This window comes from Marinobacter sp. BSs20148, from assembly GCF_000283275.1.
GTDB lineage: Bacteria > Pseudomonadota > Gammaproteobacteria > Pseudomonadales > Oleiphilaceae > Marinobacter > Marinobacter psychrophilus.
This window is the reverse complement of sequence record NC_018268.1, coordinates 2,298,996-2,315,781: the sequence shown is the minus strand read 5'-3', so window position 1 is coordinate 2,315,781 and position 16,786 is coordinate 2,298,996. Positions and strand designations below refer to the sequence as shown.

At 50.0% G+C, this 16,786-nt stretch carries 12 protein-coding genes and 1 riboswitch; of the genes, 3 read left to right on the top strand and 9 right to left on the bottom strand.

What is annotated here, in order from left to right; genetic code table 11:
• Positions 1-549: 549 nt before the first annotated feature.
• From MRBBS_RS20480 to MRBBS_RS10455, 3 genes are all read right to left on the bottom strand, one after another.
• Positions 550-861, bottom strand: coding sequence for a transposase (locus MRBBS_RS20480; RefSeq protein WP_014871472.1), 312 nt, complete (start codon positions 859-861; stop codon positions 550-552).
• Between the two features lie 413 nt (positions 862-1,274).
• Positions 1,275-2,204, bottom strand: a complete 930-nt coding sequence (locus MRBBS_RS10460) for a glycosyltransferase family 2 protein (RefSeq protein ID WP_014871471.1) — start codon at positions 2,202-2,204, stop codon at positions 1,275-1,277.
• A gap of 74 nt (positions 2,205-2,278) precedes the next feature.
• On the bottom strand, positions 2,279-3,754 hold the full coding sequence (locus MRBBS_RS10455; protein WP_014871470.1) for a lipopolysaccharide biosynthesis protein: 1,476 nt from the start codon (positions 3,752-3,754) through the stop codon (positions 2,279-2,281).
• Between the two features lie 192 nt (positions 3,755-3,946).
• On the opposite strand from MRBBS_RS10455, the gene MRBBS_RS10450 reads away from it, so the two are divergent.
• Together MRBBS_RS10450 and MRBBS_RS10440 are read left to right on the top strand one after the other, a co-directional pair.
• Positions 3,947-5,938, top strand: coding sequence for a PA14 domain-containing protein (locus MRBBS_RS10450; RefSeq protein WP_014871469.1), 1,992 nt, complete (start codon positions 3,947-3,949; stop codon positions 5,936-5,938).
• Positions 5,939-5,941: 3 nt separating this feature from the next.
• Positions 5,942-7,102 carry a right-handed parallel beta-helix repeat-containing protein gene (locus MRBBS_RS10440; protein ID WP_014871468.1) on the top strand — a complete coding sequence of 387 codons (1,161 nt, stop codon included), beginning with the start codon at positions 5,942-5,944 and terminating at the stop codon, positions 7,100-7,102.
• 13 nt (positions 7,103-7,115) lie between these two features.
• Here the strand turns inward: MRBBS_RS10440 and MRBBS_RS10435 are convergent, their stop codons facing one another.
• The 4 genes from MRBBS_RS10435 to MRBBS_RS10420 are packed head-to-tail and all read right to left on the bottom strand — an operon-like array spanning position 7,116 to position 12,126.
• Positions 7,116-8,258, bottom strand: a complete 1,143-nt coding sequence (locus tag MRBBS_RS10435; protein WP_014871467.1) for a glycosyltransferase — start codon at positions 8,256-8,258, stop codon at positions 7,116-7,118.
• Between the two features lie 33 nt (positions 8,259-8,291).
• Positions 8,292-9,698, bottom strand: coding sequence for a mannose-1-phosphate guanylyltransferase/mannose-6-phosphate isomerase (locus MRBBS_RS10430; RefSeq protein WP_014871466.1), 1,407 nt, complete (start codon positions 9,696-9,698; stop codon positions 8,292-8,294).
• 44 nt (positions 9,699-9,742) lie between these two features.
• Positions 9,743-10,681 carry a hypothetical protein gene (locus MRBBS_RS10425; protein WP_144012708.1) on the bottom strand — a complete coding sequence of 313 codons (939 nt, stop codon included), beginning with the start codon at positions 10,679-10,681 and terminating at the stop codon, positions 9,743-9,745.
• The gene (locus MRBBS_RS10420) at positions 10,678-12,126 is read right to left on the bottom strand and encodes an exosortase/archaeosortase family protein (RefSeq protein ID WP_014871464.1); all 1,449 of its coding nucleotides are present in this window, start codon (positions 12,124-12,126) and stop codon (positions 10,678-10,680) included. Before MRBBS_RS10420 ends, MRBBS_RS10425 begins: the two co-directional genes overlap by 4 nt.
• A 929-nt stretch (positions 12,127-13,055) precedes the next feature.
• On the opposite strand from MRBBS_RS10420, the gene MRBBS_RS19675 reads away from it, so the two are divergent.
• The gene (locus MRBBS_RS19675; protein WP_014871463.1) at positions 13,056-13,202 is read left to right on the top strand and encodes a hypothetical protein; all 147 of its coding nucleotides are present in this window, start codon (positions 13,056-13,058) and stop codon (positions 13,200-13,202) included.
• A gap of 1 nt (position 13,203) precedes the next feature.
• On the opposite strand, the gene MRBBS_RS10415 is transcribed toward MRBBS_RS19675, so the two are convergent.
• The gene (locus MRBBS_RS10415) at positions 13,204-13,944 is read right to left on the bottom strand and encodes a DUF4114 domain-containing protein (protein WP_014871462.1); all 741 of its coding nucleotides are present in this window, start codon (positions 13,942-13,944) and stop codon (positions 13,204-13,206) included.
• A gap of 41 nt (positions 13,945-13,985) precedes the next feature.
• Positions 13,986-14,067, bottom strand: a riboswitch (cyclic di-GMP riboswitch).
• Between the two features lie 249 nt (positions 14,068-14,316).
• Positions 14,317-16,746 (bottom strand): tetratricopeptide repeat protein, encoded by a 2,430-nt coding sequence (locus tag MRBBS_RS10410; protein WP_014871461.1) that lies wholly within the window; start codon positions 16,744-16,746, stop codon positions 14,317-14,319.
• Positions 16,747-16,786 lie beyond the last annotated feature (40 nt).

The following is a 16,786-nucleotide window of genomic DNA, read 5'->3' as shown; positions in this document are numbered from 1 at the left end:
GTCAGAGGCATTGTGTGTCGTTCCATACATTTACGTTCAGGCGCTTTTTGACGGTCTCTGGGGTGTACCTGGTCGTGTTCATGTAGCACTCGATAGAGCGTCGATTCCGACGCTAAATAACAGCCTTGATCCAGCTGATCGGCGAAGATAAACGCAGGCGGGCAGCTTTGATATTCTGATTGATTGCACAGTGCCAAAACAGCCTCGTGCTCCTCTACTGAGGACTTATTGTGAGGTTCAGAATTCGGTACCAGTGGCCTTCTGTCTGAACTGACGACTGAGTTAGAACTCCATCGTTGATAGGTGCGGACGCTCAAGCTCAGTAAAGCACAAGTCTTTGTCAGCCGGGCTCCTTTGTTCTGAGTTTCCTCGATCAGTACAACCGCCTGCTGGCGATCTGGGAGGCTGGTCATTCGTCGTCGTTTTTGGGGCCCCAGATCGCCTCGGTTTTTTGACAGCGTTAGTAGTGCCGCCACTTCTGCAAAGGCTTTTTCTTTGCGTAGTAGTTCAAGCTCAAGCTGCTTAACACATTTTTTTAGCTTGGGCGGCTTACCGGCTACGTTTGGACTGTTCTTCTGCTTGGGAGTTAGCGCCTATGCATGCTGTTTTCCACGCTTCAATCTGTTCGGGATACAGTCCGTGTTTACGACAATGTTCACTGAGTTTCGCCACCGTCATTGGGGCGGTCTCTAGCACAATGCGGAATTTTTCTTCGCTACTCCACTTGTCAGGAGTGGCTGAATTCGATGGCAAAACGGCACCACGTTTTCTGGCGGCTGTTCGCCAATTGTTCAGAGTTGCGGTACTAATGCCTTCCTGACTGGATAGCTCTGCCACGGTCAGGCTCTGGGGCGGCGCCATCTTTTGGAGAATAGCTTCCTTACGTCCCGGTTAATAATGAGGCATGGTTGTCCTCTGAAATAATCAGGCGACAACTACGCTGACACATAGGGACACCGGCGGATCGACATCGTGGCGTTGATTACGAGCGTTTGGCGCATCGAAAATTGGTGTATTAAAGAGCAAAACGCCAGAATCTCCGGCGCTGGTCTGGCAATACCCGGAACTGAGAAGTCACCGGACCGGTCTCGCTCAACCCTGGCAAATTGCAGGAAGTTGAGCGCAATAAACTGGCTGCTTAAATGCAGTCATTTGGGCAGATGGGTTGAAAATCACCGTCGTTGACGACCTACAATAAATTCGACCGCTTGATGTCTTTGCAACGGAGTGAGCTCATGCTGGTGTAGTTCGTGAAGCGCTTACGTTTTGTTACTTTAACTGCTCAGCTTATTCCAGACTTCTTGATTTTTTGTCTGGTTAGATGTTTTTTTTCTTGCGTTTCTTGTCGCGATTAAAAGCGCTTTCAAAAAACCTATAGAGAATAAAGATTTAGAATTTGGCCTAAAGTATCTCGCTAAATAATATAAATGCCTTGGAAGTCTGTAATATTTTTTTATTCCTTTACGTTTTTTAATCCAATAAAAGTGATTTGAGTAAGTTTTTTTATACCAGTCCAGTCCTAGCTTTCCTTGATTGCCGGCGCCACCGAAGATAGGTGCTCTATGAAAGGCAATACAGTCGATACCATTTGCTATTTTGAATCCATGATTTCGAACTCTTTCACAAAACTCTGTTTCTTCGCCTGAAAAATTGCCATCGAACAATATATCAAAACCTTTGATAGCAAGAAAAACATTTTTTTTAAAAGACATATGTCCGCCCTTTGCTGCGTTCACATATCTACGGTTTTTCTCTGATTTTTTATTTTTTCCATCTATCGATCCGGCAACGCCGCCAACTTTTTTATCTTTATAATAAGCAAGGTGATTTTCTATTATATTTTCACCTATATCCATATCATCGTCAATATAAAGTATGATTTCAGAATGTGATTTTAAGCCACCGATGTTTCGAGCTAAAGGGATACTCGGTATATTTGATTTTATTAATCTAACAGTGTCATATTTTAAAATTGAATCCAGAAATTCAGTCCATTTTTCGTTATAATTGTCTTCATTTTGATCTATTATTAATATCTCATCTAAGTCCGTGGCAATTTTTATTATTTGGGAAATTGTTTCTATGGGCTCTTCTTTATGATTAAAGGTTGGAATAACGATGCTGATTCGTTTGGGCTTCGATTTCTGGCTAGAAGATTTCTCAACTTCTTGAATTTTAAGGTTTATTATTTTCTCTAGGGTCATAACTCTTGCTTCCATTATTTTAGCTAATTTAAAAGAATAAAAATTGCTCAATAATTGCGAGCTTAAAAATGAGTCTAGCAAAAAAATCGCTTAGTCAACGCTTTGAAGGAAAATTTACTCTGCTCCCATATGTGCGCTAGTTCTGGTATATGGTTTTTACTAAATGCTGCCATAGCGAAAATCAAGCAGGTTACAATGCCCACATAAAGTAGCCCTTTGATCAACAGTAAAATTAGCGGACTTAACGAGTCAAATTGTATATCGAAAATCCCCGTTACCCAAAGGGCGAGTGAGCTTGGGGCTATTATAGTACTGCTTAGTACACTCAGGCGGATAAGGTTGAAGTGAGTGCGATATTGCAGCATGAACAGCAGTGCGATGGTGGTCAGCACTGCCAGCCAACCGCGCGCCCATGCCATGGTAACAAGATCTATGTTTTTCAGGTTTACAAGAAACCCGACGATGATGACAGTGGATACAAGATCAAAAACAAATAGAGCTCGAACTTGCCCGGTGGCAACGAAGGCATCACTGACCAGTGCAAACAGGCAAAACGTAAAAAAGAACATGGCGAACGGGCGTAGCAAATCCTCAAACTCAGCCCATTGTGCGCCGAGTATCACATTTACGATCAGTTCGCTGTATGCCGCCATGAAGACGGTTAACGGAGTTAGAAGCACAATCATCATGAACAGGCTTAGCCGTATTCGGTAGGCCAGTTCTTCCGGTTGGTTTTTCCGTTCTGCAATGGCGGCCTGCAGTGGCTCACTGCCGGGAATGACCACCGAAAGTGCAGGGAAGGTCGCCAGTTCGCGGGTCAGGTGGTAACCACCCAGTTGGCTGGTACCGAACAGCTTGCTAACAATCAGATTATCGATCTGAGATCGTGTAAACCCTACTATGCCCCTTAGAATCAGCCATTTCGAGAAGTGCCACTGTAAGCCCATCGTGCTGAGTGTTAATGCCGGCCGGTATGTGTGTATGGTGTAGGAGCCGATTGCTAATACAACGGCAGCAACAAGCTCACCGGTGATGATGGCCCAGTAACTTGGGTGTATCACCGCGAATGTAACTACAACAAAAAATGAAATCGCTTTCTGCCAGATGCTCAGCACAAAAATAGGCTGATAGTTCATCTGTTTTGCCATTAGCATCAAAACCGGGTTTTGCAGTGCGCGAATCGGCATGGCAAGAGCGGCAACGCAGAGCGCTACGGACAGTTCCGGCATTTCAAAATACTTACTTACCCAAGGTGCCGCGAAAATAATCAGAACGGCCATAACGATCTTGATGGTCAGATTCATTGTCCAGGCGGTATTCAGATCTTGATCGGTAACGTCGGTTTTCTGGATGATGTAATGTTTGTTGCCTGCATCTGCAAGCGTCTCAAAAAACTGCAGTGAAATGGCTACCATCGCCACAATGCCAAAATCTTCAGGTAAGAGCAGGCGGGCCAAAATGAGTGTGCTGATCAGACCGAGGGAGCGTTGGAATAATTGGATGGCCAGCAAAAAAGCTGAGCTTTTGAAAACGCGGCTGCTGGTGCTCATGTGGTTTTTGAATCCGACTCGAGAGGTTTTGGTTCTTGGCCGTGGTAGGAGTGTAAGATTAACACAGTGTTAGAGGAAAGGATTGTGAGCTTCGTTTTCTAGATTAGTCGCCACACAGATCTGTGCTAACATCATATTGACTCAATCAAACATTCGTAAGTGCTTTTTGCGGTTTACGTTTTGGGGGTGCCTATGCAGGCCACGAAAAAAGTTCTAGCTTCTTTAATCTCCACACTTATCCTATCTGGCTGTAGCACTTTAACCCCCCGGGATATCGACACTTTACCTGCGCCAGCTGCTTTGCCAGACAAAAGCGAGCAGGGCCGCGTTGATTTATGGCTTTATGACGACGTTACTATTTCGTCTGTTGACAAGCTGGATGGCATCGCACGTTACCCAGACAACCCAGACGAGGTGGCGCAGCTTAGCCGGCTAGAGATTACTCAAGACAGAGGTGATTTTTATGTTGGCCTGGTACGAGGCTATATAACGGCACCTGCTGACGGGCAATATCGTTTTTTTCTTGGGAGCGATGATGATTCAAGGTTTCTGCTGAGCACTTCCGCGTCACCGGCAGACGCCCAAGTTATAGCCTCTGTCCCTGGTTGGGCCAAGAAGGGGGAGTGGAATAAATACAGCTCTCAAACTTCTGGTGGCATTACGCTGTCTGCCGGTAAGCGATTTTATTTTGAAATTCGCTATCGTGAGGCTCGCGGCGCAGACCATTTTTCAGTGGCTTGGGAAGGGCCCGGTGTGGCTCGTTCGGTCATTGACGGGCAGTACCTGTCGTCTTTTGCTAAGGCCAGCCCAATTTACCCTGATGATGAACTGTCCATTGCAGGCTATGAACTTGGGTATCGTGTCGGTTTTTTTGACGGTAAGCAGGCGTTACCGTTTGTTTCAGCCTACCCACCACTGGATAAAGACCAGGACGGACTTTACGACAACTGGGAAACGTTTTATGGGCTGGATGCTGCAAACCCAAATGACGCAAACTCCGATGGCGACGACGATATCCTCGCAAACTTTGACGAGTTTCGGGTTGGTTCTAACCCGTCGCAAGCGGATTCAGACGGCGATGGCATACCTGACGGAGTTGAATTTGCTTACGGTTTAGACCCGTTAAACCCTTCAGACGCCCAGGCTGATTTCGATAATGACGGTTTTAGTAATTTAGACGAATACCAGGCAGGTACAGATCTGACTGATAGTGATGATGTGCCTTTGCAAACCCAGAGCCGAGTAGCAGGCATTTGGGCCCAGTATTTTTCAGGTAAGAGTTTTAACAAATTTGTGATGACCAAGGTTGAGCCCGAGCTGAATTTTAGCTGGGGAGCAGGATCGCCGGCGCCTGAAATCCCAATTGATAATTTCAGTGCGCGCTATTTCACGCAGTTTACAGCCCCCCATGATTCTGGCAGCAGAGACTACCAAGTTGTGATAAATCGGGACGATGGTTTCCGTATGGACTTCGATGGTGAACGAATTGTGGAGGCGTGGACTGACGCAAAAGCCAAGGTTGTTGCTCAAATTACCGCAAACGCAGGCCAGAGCTACCCAGTCAATGTTGAGTATTATGAAAGTGCAGGCCACGCCACACTTTCTGTTCAATTTATCGATACAGTGACAGGCCAGGTACAGAATACGGTAGACATTTTTTCGGTGCTAGACTTGTCTAACCCGGCGAATCAATCGGTTGATAATGACGGTGATGGTATTCCAGATATTTGGGAGTACGAACAAGGCACAAATTCTTATGTTTCAGATGCTGCAGTTGTTAACAACACGGCGGGCATTTCAAATTTGAAGGCCTTTCAGTCTGGTTTAAACCCGTGGACCGCTGAGGCTATTGGTGGCGAAACTGTATCGCCCTCTGGTAGTGATGGTTCGCAAATACCTCCCCCCATCATCATTTCAGATCAATCATCGGTTACCATTACTTGGGTTGCTCCGCTTGAAAGAAGCGATGGCCAGTCGATGGCGCTGAGTGATATTCAAGGTTACGAGCTAAGCTATGGCAAACAGGCCAATTCCTTGAATACAAAAATCACTATTTCAGGGGAACAAACCAGCCACACGATTGAACAACTGGACGTAGGCACTTGGTATTTCCGGATGCGCACTTTCGATTACAACGATTTTTACAGCGCGCCAACAGATGTTATTGAACACATCGTAAAGTGATTTGTGCTTAAAGTTCGGGGGCTTGGTTTAGCTGGATTCTTTCAATACGTGCCCACCAAGCGCTTTCGGTGCGCTTGGTGGTGTTTGCTGCCGAGGAAAACCAGTACAAATCTGCTGTTTTGTTTACTTTTGTTTTTACCGCTGCAGGCTTCTGCTAGTGAGTGCGTCTCTGCAGCGTTGCCAGCCTCGCCTAAGGGTGCGGCAATAAGTGTTAAAAATGTTGGAGAATTATACCGGGCAACCCGTGTTGCGCAGCCCGGCAGCATTATCGTTTTGGCTCCGGGGGATTACAGGTTAACGGCAACGCTGTCCATAAGAGCTGAAGACATTACACTGCGTGGCGCAGCTGAGACCTGTAATGCAGTGAAGCTTATTGGCCCAGGCATGGAGGCGGTAGAATATAACGGCGCACCTAACGCAATCTGGAGCGATGCCGTTGGCCTTAGGGTTCAAAACCTGACCATCAAAGATTTTCATCAGCATGGCATTGTGCTCAATCCCGGCGCTGAATCACCTGTTATTCAAAATGTTCTTTTTCAAGATATTGGTATGCAGTCTATCAAAGCTAATCCGTCTGGTTTTGGGGATGGCGTTGATGATGGGCGAGTGGAAAATTCTGTATTTGTTTACACCAATGGGCCATCCACTAAGGATTTGGGGGCAGGTGTAGGCTATACAAATGCAGTGGATGTTCATGCGGGTAAGAATTGGGTTATTCGTAATAATCGATTCGAGAACTTCCATACTCCAGATACCGCGGACTATCTTTGGAATCCGGCTATTCTGATGTGGAATGGTGCTCGTGGCTCCATTGTAGAGGGCAACACCTTCGTTGATGTGGACAGGGCCATTGCTTTCGGGTTGATGGATCGGCACCGGGATCATTTTGGGGGTGTTATCAGGAACAATCGCGTTGACTATTCAGAAGGGCTTTATAGTCCGATGAGGAAAGCAGGATCTGACGCGGCGATTATTGTTTGGAGTTCACCGGGCACTTTGGTAGAGGGCAATGAGGTGCTAACACGGGGAAATCTACGTAAGTCGATTGAGTTTCGTTTTGATACCGATGGCGCAAAAGCGGTTGATAACCTCGTGGATGCGCCGATCGGCAGTCAGAACGGGGGAGTGCATGAGGCTCTTGGTAATCGATTCGTCGGCGATTGAGGGGGCGGGGAGCTTAATGAGGGGAACTTGCGCCATAACCTTCCTGGTACTGATCAACCATCTGTTTCACTGAAAATCTCTGTTCAAATCTCGCTTTTGCAGCGCTACCCATTTTTTTTCGTTGTTCTGGCTGATCCAGTAAGTTCTTTATGGCGCGGGTAAAGGCCTCCTGGTTATCACTTTCAATCAGAAAACCTGTTTCTTTGTCTTCGACAATTTCTGGCGTGCCTCCCACTCGAGTGGCTACTGTGGGAATGCCAAGGCTCATGGCTTCTAGCAGGGTCATGGAGGTGCCTTCGGTGAAGGACGGAAGAAGGAATATGTCCATCAAACTGAGGTAGTCCGCAGGCTTGGATTGGAACCCTGTAAAAATGACGGCGTTGTCGAGCGTTAGCCGCTTGCGTTCCGCTTCCAGATTTTGCCGCTCTGGACCGTCGCCGACTAGAAGCAGCCGCACTTTATAACCCTGGTCGATCAGGGTGCGGGTGGTTTGCAGCATCATGGGCTGGTTTTTGACAGAGTCCAGCCTTGCTACGGTACCTATAACGACTTCGCCCGGTTTAATGCCCAGTTCCGTCAAGAGTTCCTGTTTGCGGTCTTCCTCTACGGTTAGTGGCGTGATGCCGTTGTAAATGACTTTGATTCTTGCCGCTGGCATGTATTCGTATTCAATCAGCGCGTTACGGGTAGCTGCGGATATGGCGACTAAGCGATGAGAGGTCAGGGCGATGAGGGGGTTAATCAGCCTTGCTTTTTTTCGGTGTTGGTCTGGGTGAAAACGGCCGTGTTCGGTGAACACCACTTTTGCGCCTGTGCCCCAGTGTGCGAACCAGCCGTAGGTGTAGGGCGAGTATTGGTGGCAATGCACAAAGTCGAAATCGCCGGATTTTATGAGTCGCCGAAGCCAAAGGATTGTTTTCCAGTCTAACCCCGGCCCGCGCTTTCTGGAATGGATAGTGATGCCGTTGTCCGCTTCCATGGCTTTGCCGATGGCGCCGACTTCGCCATCAATGCAGGCAATTTCGCACTGGAACAGTTGTGAGTTCAGGTTGGTGACCAGTTGGCGAATAACCTGTTCGGTGCCGCCGAAACCCATATTGAAGGTAACGTGCAAGATGCGGGTTGGGATGCGGGTTGGAGAGTGATTATCAGCCACGGGCAGGGTCGCTTTGTGGGACAAAAGGTTTCATCAGGCTCTGCCGTATTGATCTTGTAAGCGCACAATGTCGTCTTCGCCCAAATACGAGCCAGACTGCACTTCAATCAATTCCAAAGGAATGACCCCCGGGTTTTCGAGGCTGTGAATCTCGCCAATGGGAATGTAAGTCGACTGATTTTCGGTGACCAAGTACTGCTTTTCCCCATTGGTGACCATGGCGGTTCCGCTGACTACAATCCAGTGTTCTGCCCGGTGATGGTGTTTTTGCACCGAGAGCTTCGCACCGGGGTTCACGGTGATGCGTTTTACCTGATAGCGGTGGCCGCTGTCGATTGAATCAAACACGCCCCAAGGCCGGTATACTTCGCGATGGTTTATGTGTTCGAGGCGCCCGCCTGATTCAATGGACGCGACCAGGGCTTTTACATCTTCTACGTGGTCTTTGTGGGCAACCATGATTGCGTCTTTGGTTTCGACCACGATAAGATTTTCAACGCCGACCAATGCAACCAGCCGGTGGTCGGCGCGAACCAGTGAGTTGCTGGCGTTGTGAAGCATGACATCGCCGTTGCAGGCGTTGCCGTTCGCATCTTTGTCCAGTTTTTCCCAAAGTGCAGACCATGATCCGATGTCACTCCAGCCGGCGTCCATCTCGATAACGACGCCTGCGCCGGTTTTCTCCATAACGGCGTAATCGACGGATTCACTTGGGCACGCCCGAAACGCCTCTTCGTTGATTCGAATAAACGTTAGGTCCGGCACGGGGTTTGCCATTGCTTGTGTGCAGGCTTCAAGGATATCCGGCCGCCACTGCTTAAGTTCTTCCAGGTATCTGTCGGCCCTGAACAGGAACATGCCGCTGTTCCAGGTGTAGTTTCCTTCTGTCAGATAGCTTTGTGCGGTCTCTTTGGTGGGCTTCTCTACGAATTCGTCTAATTCACAGGCACCTGGCCCCAAGGTTTTTCCTGCGCGGATGTAGCCATAGCCGGTGTGGGCCATGTCTGGCTTTATGCCAAAGGTAACGAGCTTTCCCTGGGCCGCATAGCGAGCGGCGTTTTCTACCGCGGCGCGAAAAGCCGCTTCGTCATCTATAACGTGATCGGCAGCCAGTACCAGTAATACCGCGTTTGGGTTTTCTTTCACCAGAGCCAGCGCTGCCAAGGCAATGGCTGGCGCTGTATTGCGCCCGACAGGTTCCAGCAGAACTTTGGCATCGTTTATTCCAGCAGCCCGCAGTTGCTCGGCAGCAAGGAAGCGGTGTTCGTTGTTACAGATGATCGTTGGTGGTGCGGTCTCCAAGCCCTTCAGGCGCGCTATTGTGGCTTGTAGCATGGAATTTTTGCCCAGCAAGGGTAGGAATTGCTTGGGGTGCAGCTGCCGTGATAACGGCCATAAACGTGAACCGCTGCCGCCTGCAAGAACAATTGGGAAAAGCATAAAAGCAACCTTGTAAGCTGGGTGGGTGCCGTTGTGTGCCGGCTTCAGATTTGCTGGTAGATCCACTTCATACCCGCGCGGGTGATCTGGCTCATTTCACGGTTGGTGTTCCACGAAAACGCCTTTCGTCTGCGGTGTTGGGCTTCCAGATGAGCCAAGAAATTGTATACCAGATTGGCTTGAAAATAAGCGCTCTCGGCAATAAGAGGTGGTAATCCGTAGGCTTTCAGAAATCTGGCTGGTAATTCATGGAACAGGTTATGACGGGTGCGGCTGGTTTGCGCGATGGCCCAGAGGGTGCTGTAGAAACGCGCCACGTCTTCCAGGTTGCTTGAGACGCGGGTTTTTCTGAAACCCAGAGTGTGCATGTTCTGCTGGCTGTCCACCAACACGTTGTAAAGCACAAAGTTGCCATGGATTTGGCACGGGAAGGCGTTATTAAAGAATAAGTAGTCGGGAGTGATAAGTTTCTGTAATTCGGGGCTGTATTTTTGTTCTATTTTTTTGAGATTACGTTCTGATATTAGGTTGCTTGCCCGGATTTCGCGAATTTTTTGTGCAAATTCTGTTGCCAGCCAGCTGCCATCTGCGCCCTCTGGGGTGAGCCCAGCCGAGCTGTCGTGATACTTGCGTAGCCAGGTGCCGATTTCTGTAATGCGACTGAGCAGAGTATCTGGATTTTGCAACCGGTGACCTTGCAGGCGGCCCAGCAGATTGGTTGGGTTCCAGAGGGTATGAAACAGCTCCTGGCCGATGACCTTCTTTGTCGTTAGGCGGTTTTCGGCTTCGTTAAAGCTGACAAGTTCGATGGCTTTGACGTGGGTTGTTTGAATATTAAGGTGCCGACAGCGGATGAGCTCCATCGCCTCTGGCTTTAGGCTGCGTTCTAGGGTGTGCTTTGTATAGGTGTAAGACGACAGGATGCCAGAGCTGCTTGCGTTGTTGCCTGGTTGGCCGTTCATCTCGCCTTGGCTTGTGTTCATTGGAAACGGTCGTTTGTCAGCGAGAAGGATTGGGCCTGTAGCGTCGTTTTTTGGTTAATGACGGCGTTGTAAGCGTTTTCACAACTTCGTTGCTGGCAAGAGGCTTGAAGGGTCACCAGCGCAAAGCGCGTTGCACCCTGAAGCAGCGCCGGTATTTGCAGCAGTTTGGCGTTGCGGTAGCTGTCGGCACGGTAGTCACCCACTTGATACCACTGCGCCATAACCACCTGTTCCCGGGTGAGTATGTTGCGATAAACCGTTGCGCCGGGCTGTTGATTGCTCTCGCGCAGCCATTGTGAGCGGTCGAACTGTGCTGGCAGGTAAGGCACCAGCTTGTCGTCGGCGCTGGTGCGCTGGCTTTGCGCTAATAATACCCGAGTGCCTGCGGTGCGCCAGGCTTGCTGGTTTAGGGCTTCCGGCATGCTTAAGGGAATTGGTAGTGCCTGCAGTTCGGTTTTTAAGCCGTTCGCCATGTTCAACGACCAGAGCCCGGGTTGGGTGGTTGTGGTGGTGGTTGCCAGCGTTAGGGCAACGGGGCCGATCAGCACGGCAACGGCGATGGCGATGTAGCCTTTTTTATTGATGTTTGCTGGCTGGGCTTGGCTGTCGGAGTTGCGCTTCATGACCGGTGAGAAGTACATAACCGGGATGATGAAGGCGCCGTATACCAACCAGCCCATGAGTTCGTGGTCTGTCAGCAGGTCGCTTTGCATTTCGGATTGATAGCCGACGACCACCAGGATGGTAATGCGAACCCAGTTTACGATCAGCGCAAGCGTGATGGCGACGCTGAGGCTTGCCAGCCAGCCACGCCAGCGGTAGTCGTTCAATATGGACGTCATGGCCGCCAGCAGGATAGAGATGGCGAAGTAGCGAATACCGGAGCAGCCGTCTGCAATGATCAGCCGGCCGAAAGGCACGGTAATGCTGTTGCCTTCTATGAGGGCCGGCATATTCAACCAGCTTACCCAGGTGCCCACCACAGCGCTGGCGAGGTGGACGAGTGCCGGTACTAAATCGGCCCAGAACGGTAACGATAGTGACAAAACCAGAATGTAAGGCAAAAAGCTGATTAGGCGCTGCCAGCCCAGTAACGCCCAGGTTACGCCAGCGATGCCCGCGGGCAGGGCAAAATAGGCGAGGGTGTCGATGCGGGCAAGTTCCAGCACGGCCCAGCCCAGGGTGATCACAATTAAGGCCAGTGCGCCGGTTTTGTAAAAGGGCCTTTGCTGATGGGTTAACGCTTTATTGGGCGCCGGCGGGTGGGTGACAGCCAGCCAGAGAAAAATGAGTGCGGTTGCCAGGCCGTGGGCGAGGACTTGTTCGAATTCCAGCCAAGCTTCGCCAAGCCTGACCCAGGTGGGCAAGAAGATCAAAACTGCGATCGCGGTAGCCAGCAAATAGGGTTTTGCTACCGGGATATTTTGTCGTGTTTTCCGTAACATTGCGCGTCCACCGGGTGTTATAAAAGTATTCAGGATACTGGGCATTCAGGTTTGGGCAAACACAAAAAAAGATAAAAAGAGATCAGCCAAAGCTGGCAGCTTTCAATGCTGAACAATTAGGCTATCTGACGAAGACGGTCAGCGCATAGGCCGGCCAGGCATAGGCCAAATAGGTTCAGTCGGCAACAATAAAAAAGTCTATAGCAAAGCCGTATAATGCAGTGTTAACTTTCCCACGCCCTCGAAACCTCCATCTCCCCATGCGGCAGCGTACTACCGGTCGTTGTCATCTGATTTCTGGTCTTGCAGATGCTGTTAGACCTTTTGATGTCCCATATTAGTACAAGAAGGGATTTGAATATTTTCCAATCTTTTCCTGATGTGGATAAAATGTGCGAAAACTATGCCAGAAAAAAATAGCCATATATAACAGTTAGTTAATATTTTAGTTTTGGGAGCATGTAAAGAATGTCGACGTAAAGCGCTGTTCTGAGTTTTCGTTTCCTGAATAAAAACCAGTCCGAAGTAGTTCGGTTTTTTTCAAGGTAGGGGGTAAATTTGAAATCTGTCCCCGGTCTGGTTCTGGTCCATAAAAAAAGTCAGCCGAAGCTGACTTTTTCACTTAACCCTAAGAGGCTAGTAGCTTCAGAAAGCAATATAGCGGTCAAGTTATAAAAGTACACAAAATAAAAAAGGGTAGAATCGGTTAAAAAGTAATCGCGAGTGCGAGGTTATGGTAAGTGTATAAAATGTCGACGCCGTGCCTGTCGTGATTTTGCAGTTCTTGCATGGGGAGCGTAATTCGCTAGGGAATACAGCAATGTCACCTTTACAGAGGGATTTTCGTTTTCGGCAGCTGCATTGCTCTATCGCTTGTTCAAGTTGCGAGAGTTCTCCATAACAAGTTTTAAAATCAATAGGTTGAGGTAATGAGCGACAGCGTAAAGAAAGTCGACGCTCTTTTTTACGGGGGTTTTGATAGTGCTGAGAAAGGTGCTGGTTATTCAGAATTGGAAATACACAAATTTAAAACAAAAAAAAGCCAGCCGAAGCTGGCTTTTTTCAGGCCTGATTAAATCAAGACTTTTGACGGCGACGGGCAGCGCCCAGACCGGCTAAGCCAAGACCCAGCAAGGCAAGGGTGCCTGGCTCGGGTACTGATACTGGCATGGCAGACTCTACAAATACGACTAGATCATTGAAGTCTTTATCTGAGGTGCTGTAAAGCAGATCTTCAAACGCGAGCACCCAACCGCCAGCAGTCCACAAGGTTGGATTACCGCCAGGCAGTGTGACAGTGTCACCATTACCGCCCTGATACGCTACCATCTGATCTTCGCCATTCGGGTTTAGGCTTTCTTGTGAATAGAAAAAGCCGGAAGGCGTTAACAGGAAAAAGCCAAAGTTGGCGGAAGAAAACTGTGTGGTTGTAAGGATATTGTTCACCTTAACCGTACCGCCTGGAGTGATTTCGAAAGACGACGTAGTCCCCGGCGTATCTGTTCCACTAAACACAGTGACTATTTTCGCTATGTCGTTTACATCGTATATTCCGAAGGAATTCACCCCTGAGTTTCCTGCAATCTCTGCGACGAAACGAGTCGGTGAAATGCCAGAGTCCGTGCTATTCCAAACCTGGTCAGGGACTGCTTGATCCGTATTGACATCAATAGAAGAAGTGCCACCGACTGTCAGATTGTTAAGAATTGTTTGTAGCGAGTCTTCGAAGTTAGCTTCACTAACGTTCACAGGTGTCGCGTTGACCGCAAATGCACTCACTGACAGGGCAAATGCTGCAGCAATAAGTTTCAATTTCATGAGTATTCTCCGGTTGATTCGCGTTATGTCTTTATAGATTGCTTGGCAACCAGGCTGTCTCTTTTCCTTCGGAGACCCTTGGCTTTCCGTCCCATCCTCACAAATGGTTTGGCTGCTGGTCAGGCACTTGCCTTTCCCACGAGTAATACAAAGCGATTACCGTGCCAAGTTTTAAATCTATTGTTTTTTATGGGTTTTTTATTGTCTTGATTTAGTGGCTGTAAAGAAAATCGACATCGTTATGTAAGAAAGCCGCTGAATGTGTGATTCAGCGGCTTTTTTGGTTATGCAGGGTAGTGGATGGGGGTATTAATTAGGGGACAGATTTGAAATCTGTCCCCGGCTTCGAAGATCGTGGGGTGTCAGGTTGTTTTACAGTGCCTCGTTAATGGCTTTCAAGTGTCCCTGAATTTCTGCGTTGTCTGGTGCTAGCGCCAAGGCCTTCTCAATGATGGGCTTGGCGTCTGCGTGGTTGCCGCCGAGGTGCAGAACCCATCCGTGGGTGTCGAGTATGTCTGGCGCTTCGGGTGCCAGCTCGCTGGCGCGGCTGGCGAGTTCTACGGCGCGGCTGTTGTTCTTTTCACGTAGTAGCCAGGCCAGGTTGTTCAGCGCCACCACGTTGTTGGGCTGCGTTAACACAACTTGTTCATACAGCTCGGTTGCTGGCTGGTCCTGCTGTTGGTTCATTTGCAGGTCGGCCTGGGCCATCAGAATGGCGACGTGGTTGTTGTGGGTTTCTGCGGCGGCTTGAAGTGCTTCTAGTGCCTCAGCGTTTTTACCTTGAGTGATGAGTATGCGCGCGGGCAGCAGCGCGAAGCCGACGTTTTCGGGCTGGATGGCAATGGCTTCTGCTGCTTTAGCCAGGGCCGTTGAGTAATCTTCGGCCTGTGCGCTTAAAACGGATTCTGCGGCCAGTAGCTGTCCGTAGGCTCTGTAGCCGATGGGGTTATCTTCGTTGGCCATTGGCTTAAGAATCGTTCGTGCCTGTTCTACATCCCCTTTTTGTATGTGAATCAACGCAGATAACAAGCTGGCGTTTGGTGCCAGTGGCGGATGTGTTTCACCAACGGTGCCCAGCCACTGTTGAACTTCTTCCACGCTGTGGGTGGTAGCGTATAGCTGGCCGGCCTGCTGAAGCGGTCCGATAACTTCTGGCGTAATGACGGCGGCGGCCAGGAATTGTTCAACGGCTTTGTCTGGGCTGTTGGTCGAGGCGTACAGATTCGCCAGGGCCAGGCGCGCCTGCTGCATATCTGGGTTGTCTACTGTCAGTTGCTCAAGGCGAATCATAGCGAAGTCGGAGTTACCCATGCGCCCGTCGGCGATTGCCGCCAGCAGGAGCGCTTGAGGCTCGTTGCCGTAGCCATTGACCAGCGAATCGCGTACGTCTTCGGCTTCGCGGGTTTCACCGCTTTCGATCAGCAGACTTAAATAGATAGCTGTGCTTGCCCAATCTGCTGGCTGGGCGGTAAACGCCATCCGCAATTGGCCCAAGGCCTGTTCGGTTTGCTGGTTATTGATGTAGTGCCGGGCCAGCGCAATCCTTAAACGGGTGCGATCGGGTTCGTTGCTAATGGCCTTGCTCAAACTGGTGACGCCCGCGGCTTCCTGGCCGGGCATGCTCAGGGCCAGAACGCCGTGCATGGCCAGCAGATCGTTGTCGTTCGGGCGGGCTTTTACGGCACGTTCCAGAGTGGCCAGTGCTTCTTCCCGTTCGCCCACGTCAATCTGGGCCATGGTAGACGCCCGAATAAAGCGGGTTGGGGTGGTTTCCGGGTCCAGATTTCCAGACAGCAATTCGGCGCCTTCTTCCAATTCACCGGTACCTGCAGACAGGGTGCCCAGCATTAAGGCCAGCTGTTCGTTGTCGGGGTCTAGCTTGCGCATGTCCCTCAGCATAGTTTTGGCTTCGTCAAAGTTGCCAGCTTGAATGGCGGCGATAACGGCTTTGCTCTGTTCGCGGGAGCCTGAGTCGGTTTGTTCGGCCAGGATGCGGCTGTATACCTGGGCTTCGGTGATTTTGCCCTGTTCAGTCAACACCCGTGACAACAGCGACAGTAACTTGCCTCTTAATGGCATGAATATGTCGGATGCTGGCATTTGCGTAACGGCGTCAGTGAGTGTGGCTGTGGCGGGCTCTAGTTCATCAAGCTGATATTGGGCCAGGCCTTTAAGATAGAGAACGGCTGGCGTGGTTTCGTGGCTGGCCAGCCAATCGTTGGCGGACCCGAGCGCCGTGCGGGCATTGCCTTGTTGAATATGGCTCTCTATTAGGCCCGTTATGGCATCCACGCTGGTGGAGTAATTGGCGCTAATCTCTCTGTAGGTGGTGACTGCCCCGTCCACGTCGCCAGACAGGCGCATGGCTTTGGCTTCGATCAGGGACGCCTCGAGTTTCTCGTCAGAGCTTTCGGGGTTTGCTAGTGCCAGGGTTTCGATGGCAGACAGGTGTTTGCGTTCTTCCACATAGGCCCGGGCCAAAGGCAGGGCTACCGCTTGCGGGTAGTCTTTTAGCCAGGGTTCCAGCAGTTCAACGGCCTGTTTATTGGCGCCCAGTTCCAAGTAGAGTTCGCCCAGCCGCGCAATGTGGCTGACGTTGTCTGGTTCGGTCTGGATAGCGTTTTTGATTTCGAGAATAGCCGAGCGGAACTGGCCCTGCTCGGCGTAGGTGTCTGCGCGACTCAGGTGCGACAGCGCTTCGGAGGTGTCCGGGCCGCTGTTACAGGCGCTCAGCAGGGGTAGCATCAAGCTGCCCAATAGAATCAGCTGTGGGAGTTTTTTCTTGGGCGTTGTTATCGACATCGTTTATAGCTCCGATGAAGGTAAGGGGCAGACTTGAAAT

Coding starts and splice junctions, on each gene's coding strand:
- MRBBS_RS10455 (WP_014871470.1), bottom strand. CDS start 3,754: ATGAGCACCAGCAGCCGCGTTTTCAAAAGCTCAGCTTTTTTGCTGGCC.
- MRBBS_RS19675 (WP_014871463.1), top strand. CDS start 13,056: ATGAGCGACAGCGTAAAGAAAGTCGACGCTCTTTTTTACGGGGGTTTT.
- MRBBS_RS10425 (WP_144012708.1), bottom strand. CDS start 10,681: ATGAACACAAGCCAAGGCGAGATGAACGGCCAACCAGGCAACAACGCA.
- MRBBS_RS10410 (WP_014871461.1), bottom strand. CDS start 16,746: ATGTCGATAACAACGCCCAAGAAAAAACTCCCACAGCTGATTCTATTG.
- MRBBS_RS20480 (WP_014871472.1), bottom strand. CDS start 861: ATGGCGCCGCCCCAGAGCCTGACCGTGGCAGAGCTATCCAGTCAGGAA.
- MRBBS_RS10450 (WP_014871469.1), top strand. CDS start 3,947: ATGCAGGCCACGAAAAAAGTTCTAGCTTCTTTAATCTCCACACTTATC.
- MRBBS_RS10415 (WP_014871462.1), bottom strand. CDS start 13,944: ATGAAATTGAAACTTATTGCTGCAGCATTTGCCCTGTCAGTGAGTGCA.
- MRBBS_RS10460 (WP_014871471.1), bottom strand. CDS start 2,204: ATGACCCTAGAGAAAATAATAAACCTTAAAATTCAAGAAGTTGAGAAA.
- MRBBS_RS10430 (WP_014871466.1), bottom strand. CDS start 9,698: ATGCTTTTCCCAATTGTTCTTGCAGGCGGCAGCGGTTCACGTTTATGG.
- MRBBS_RS10420 (WP_014871464.1), bottom strand. CDS start 12,126: ATGTTACGGAAAACACGACAAAATATCCCGGTAGCAAAACCCTATTTG.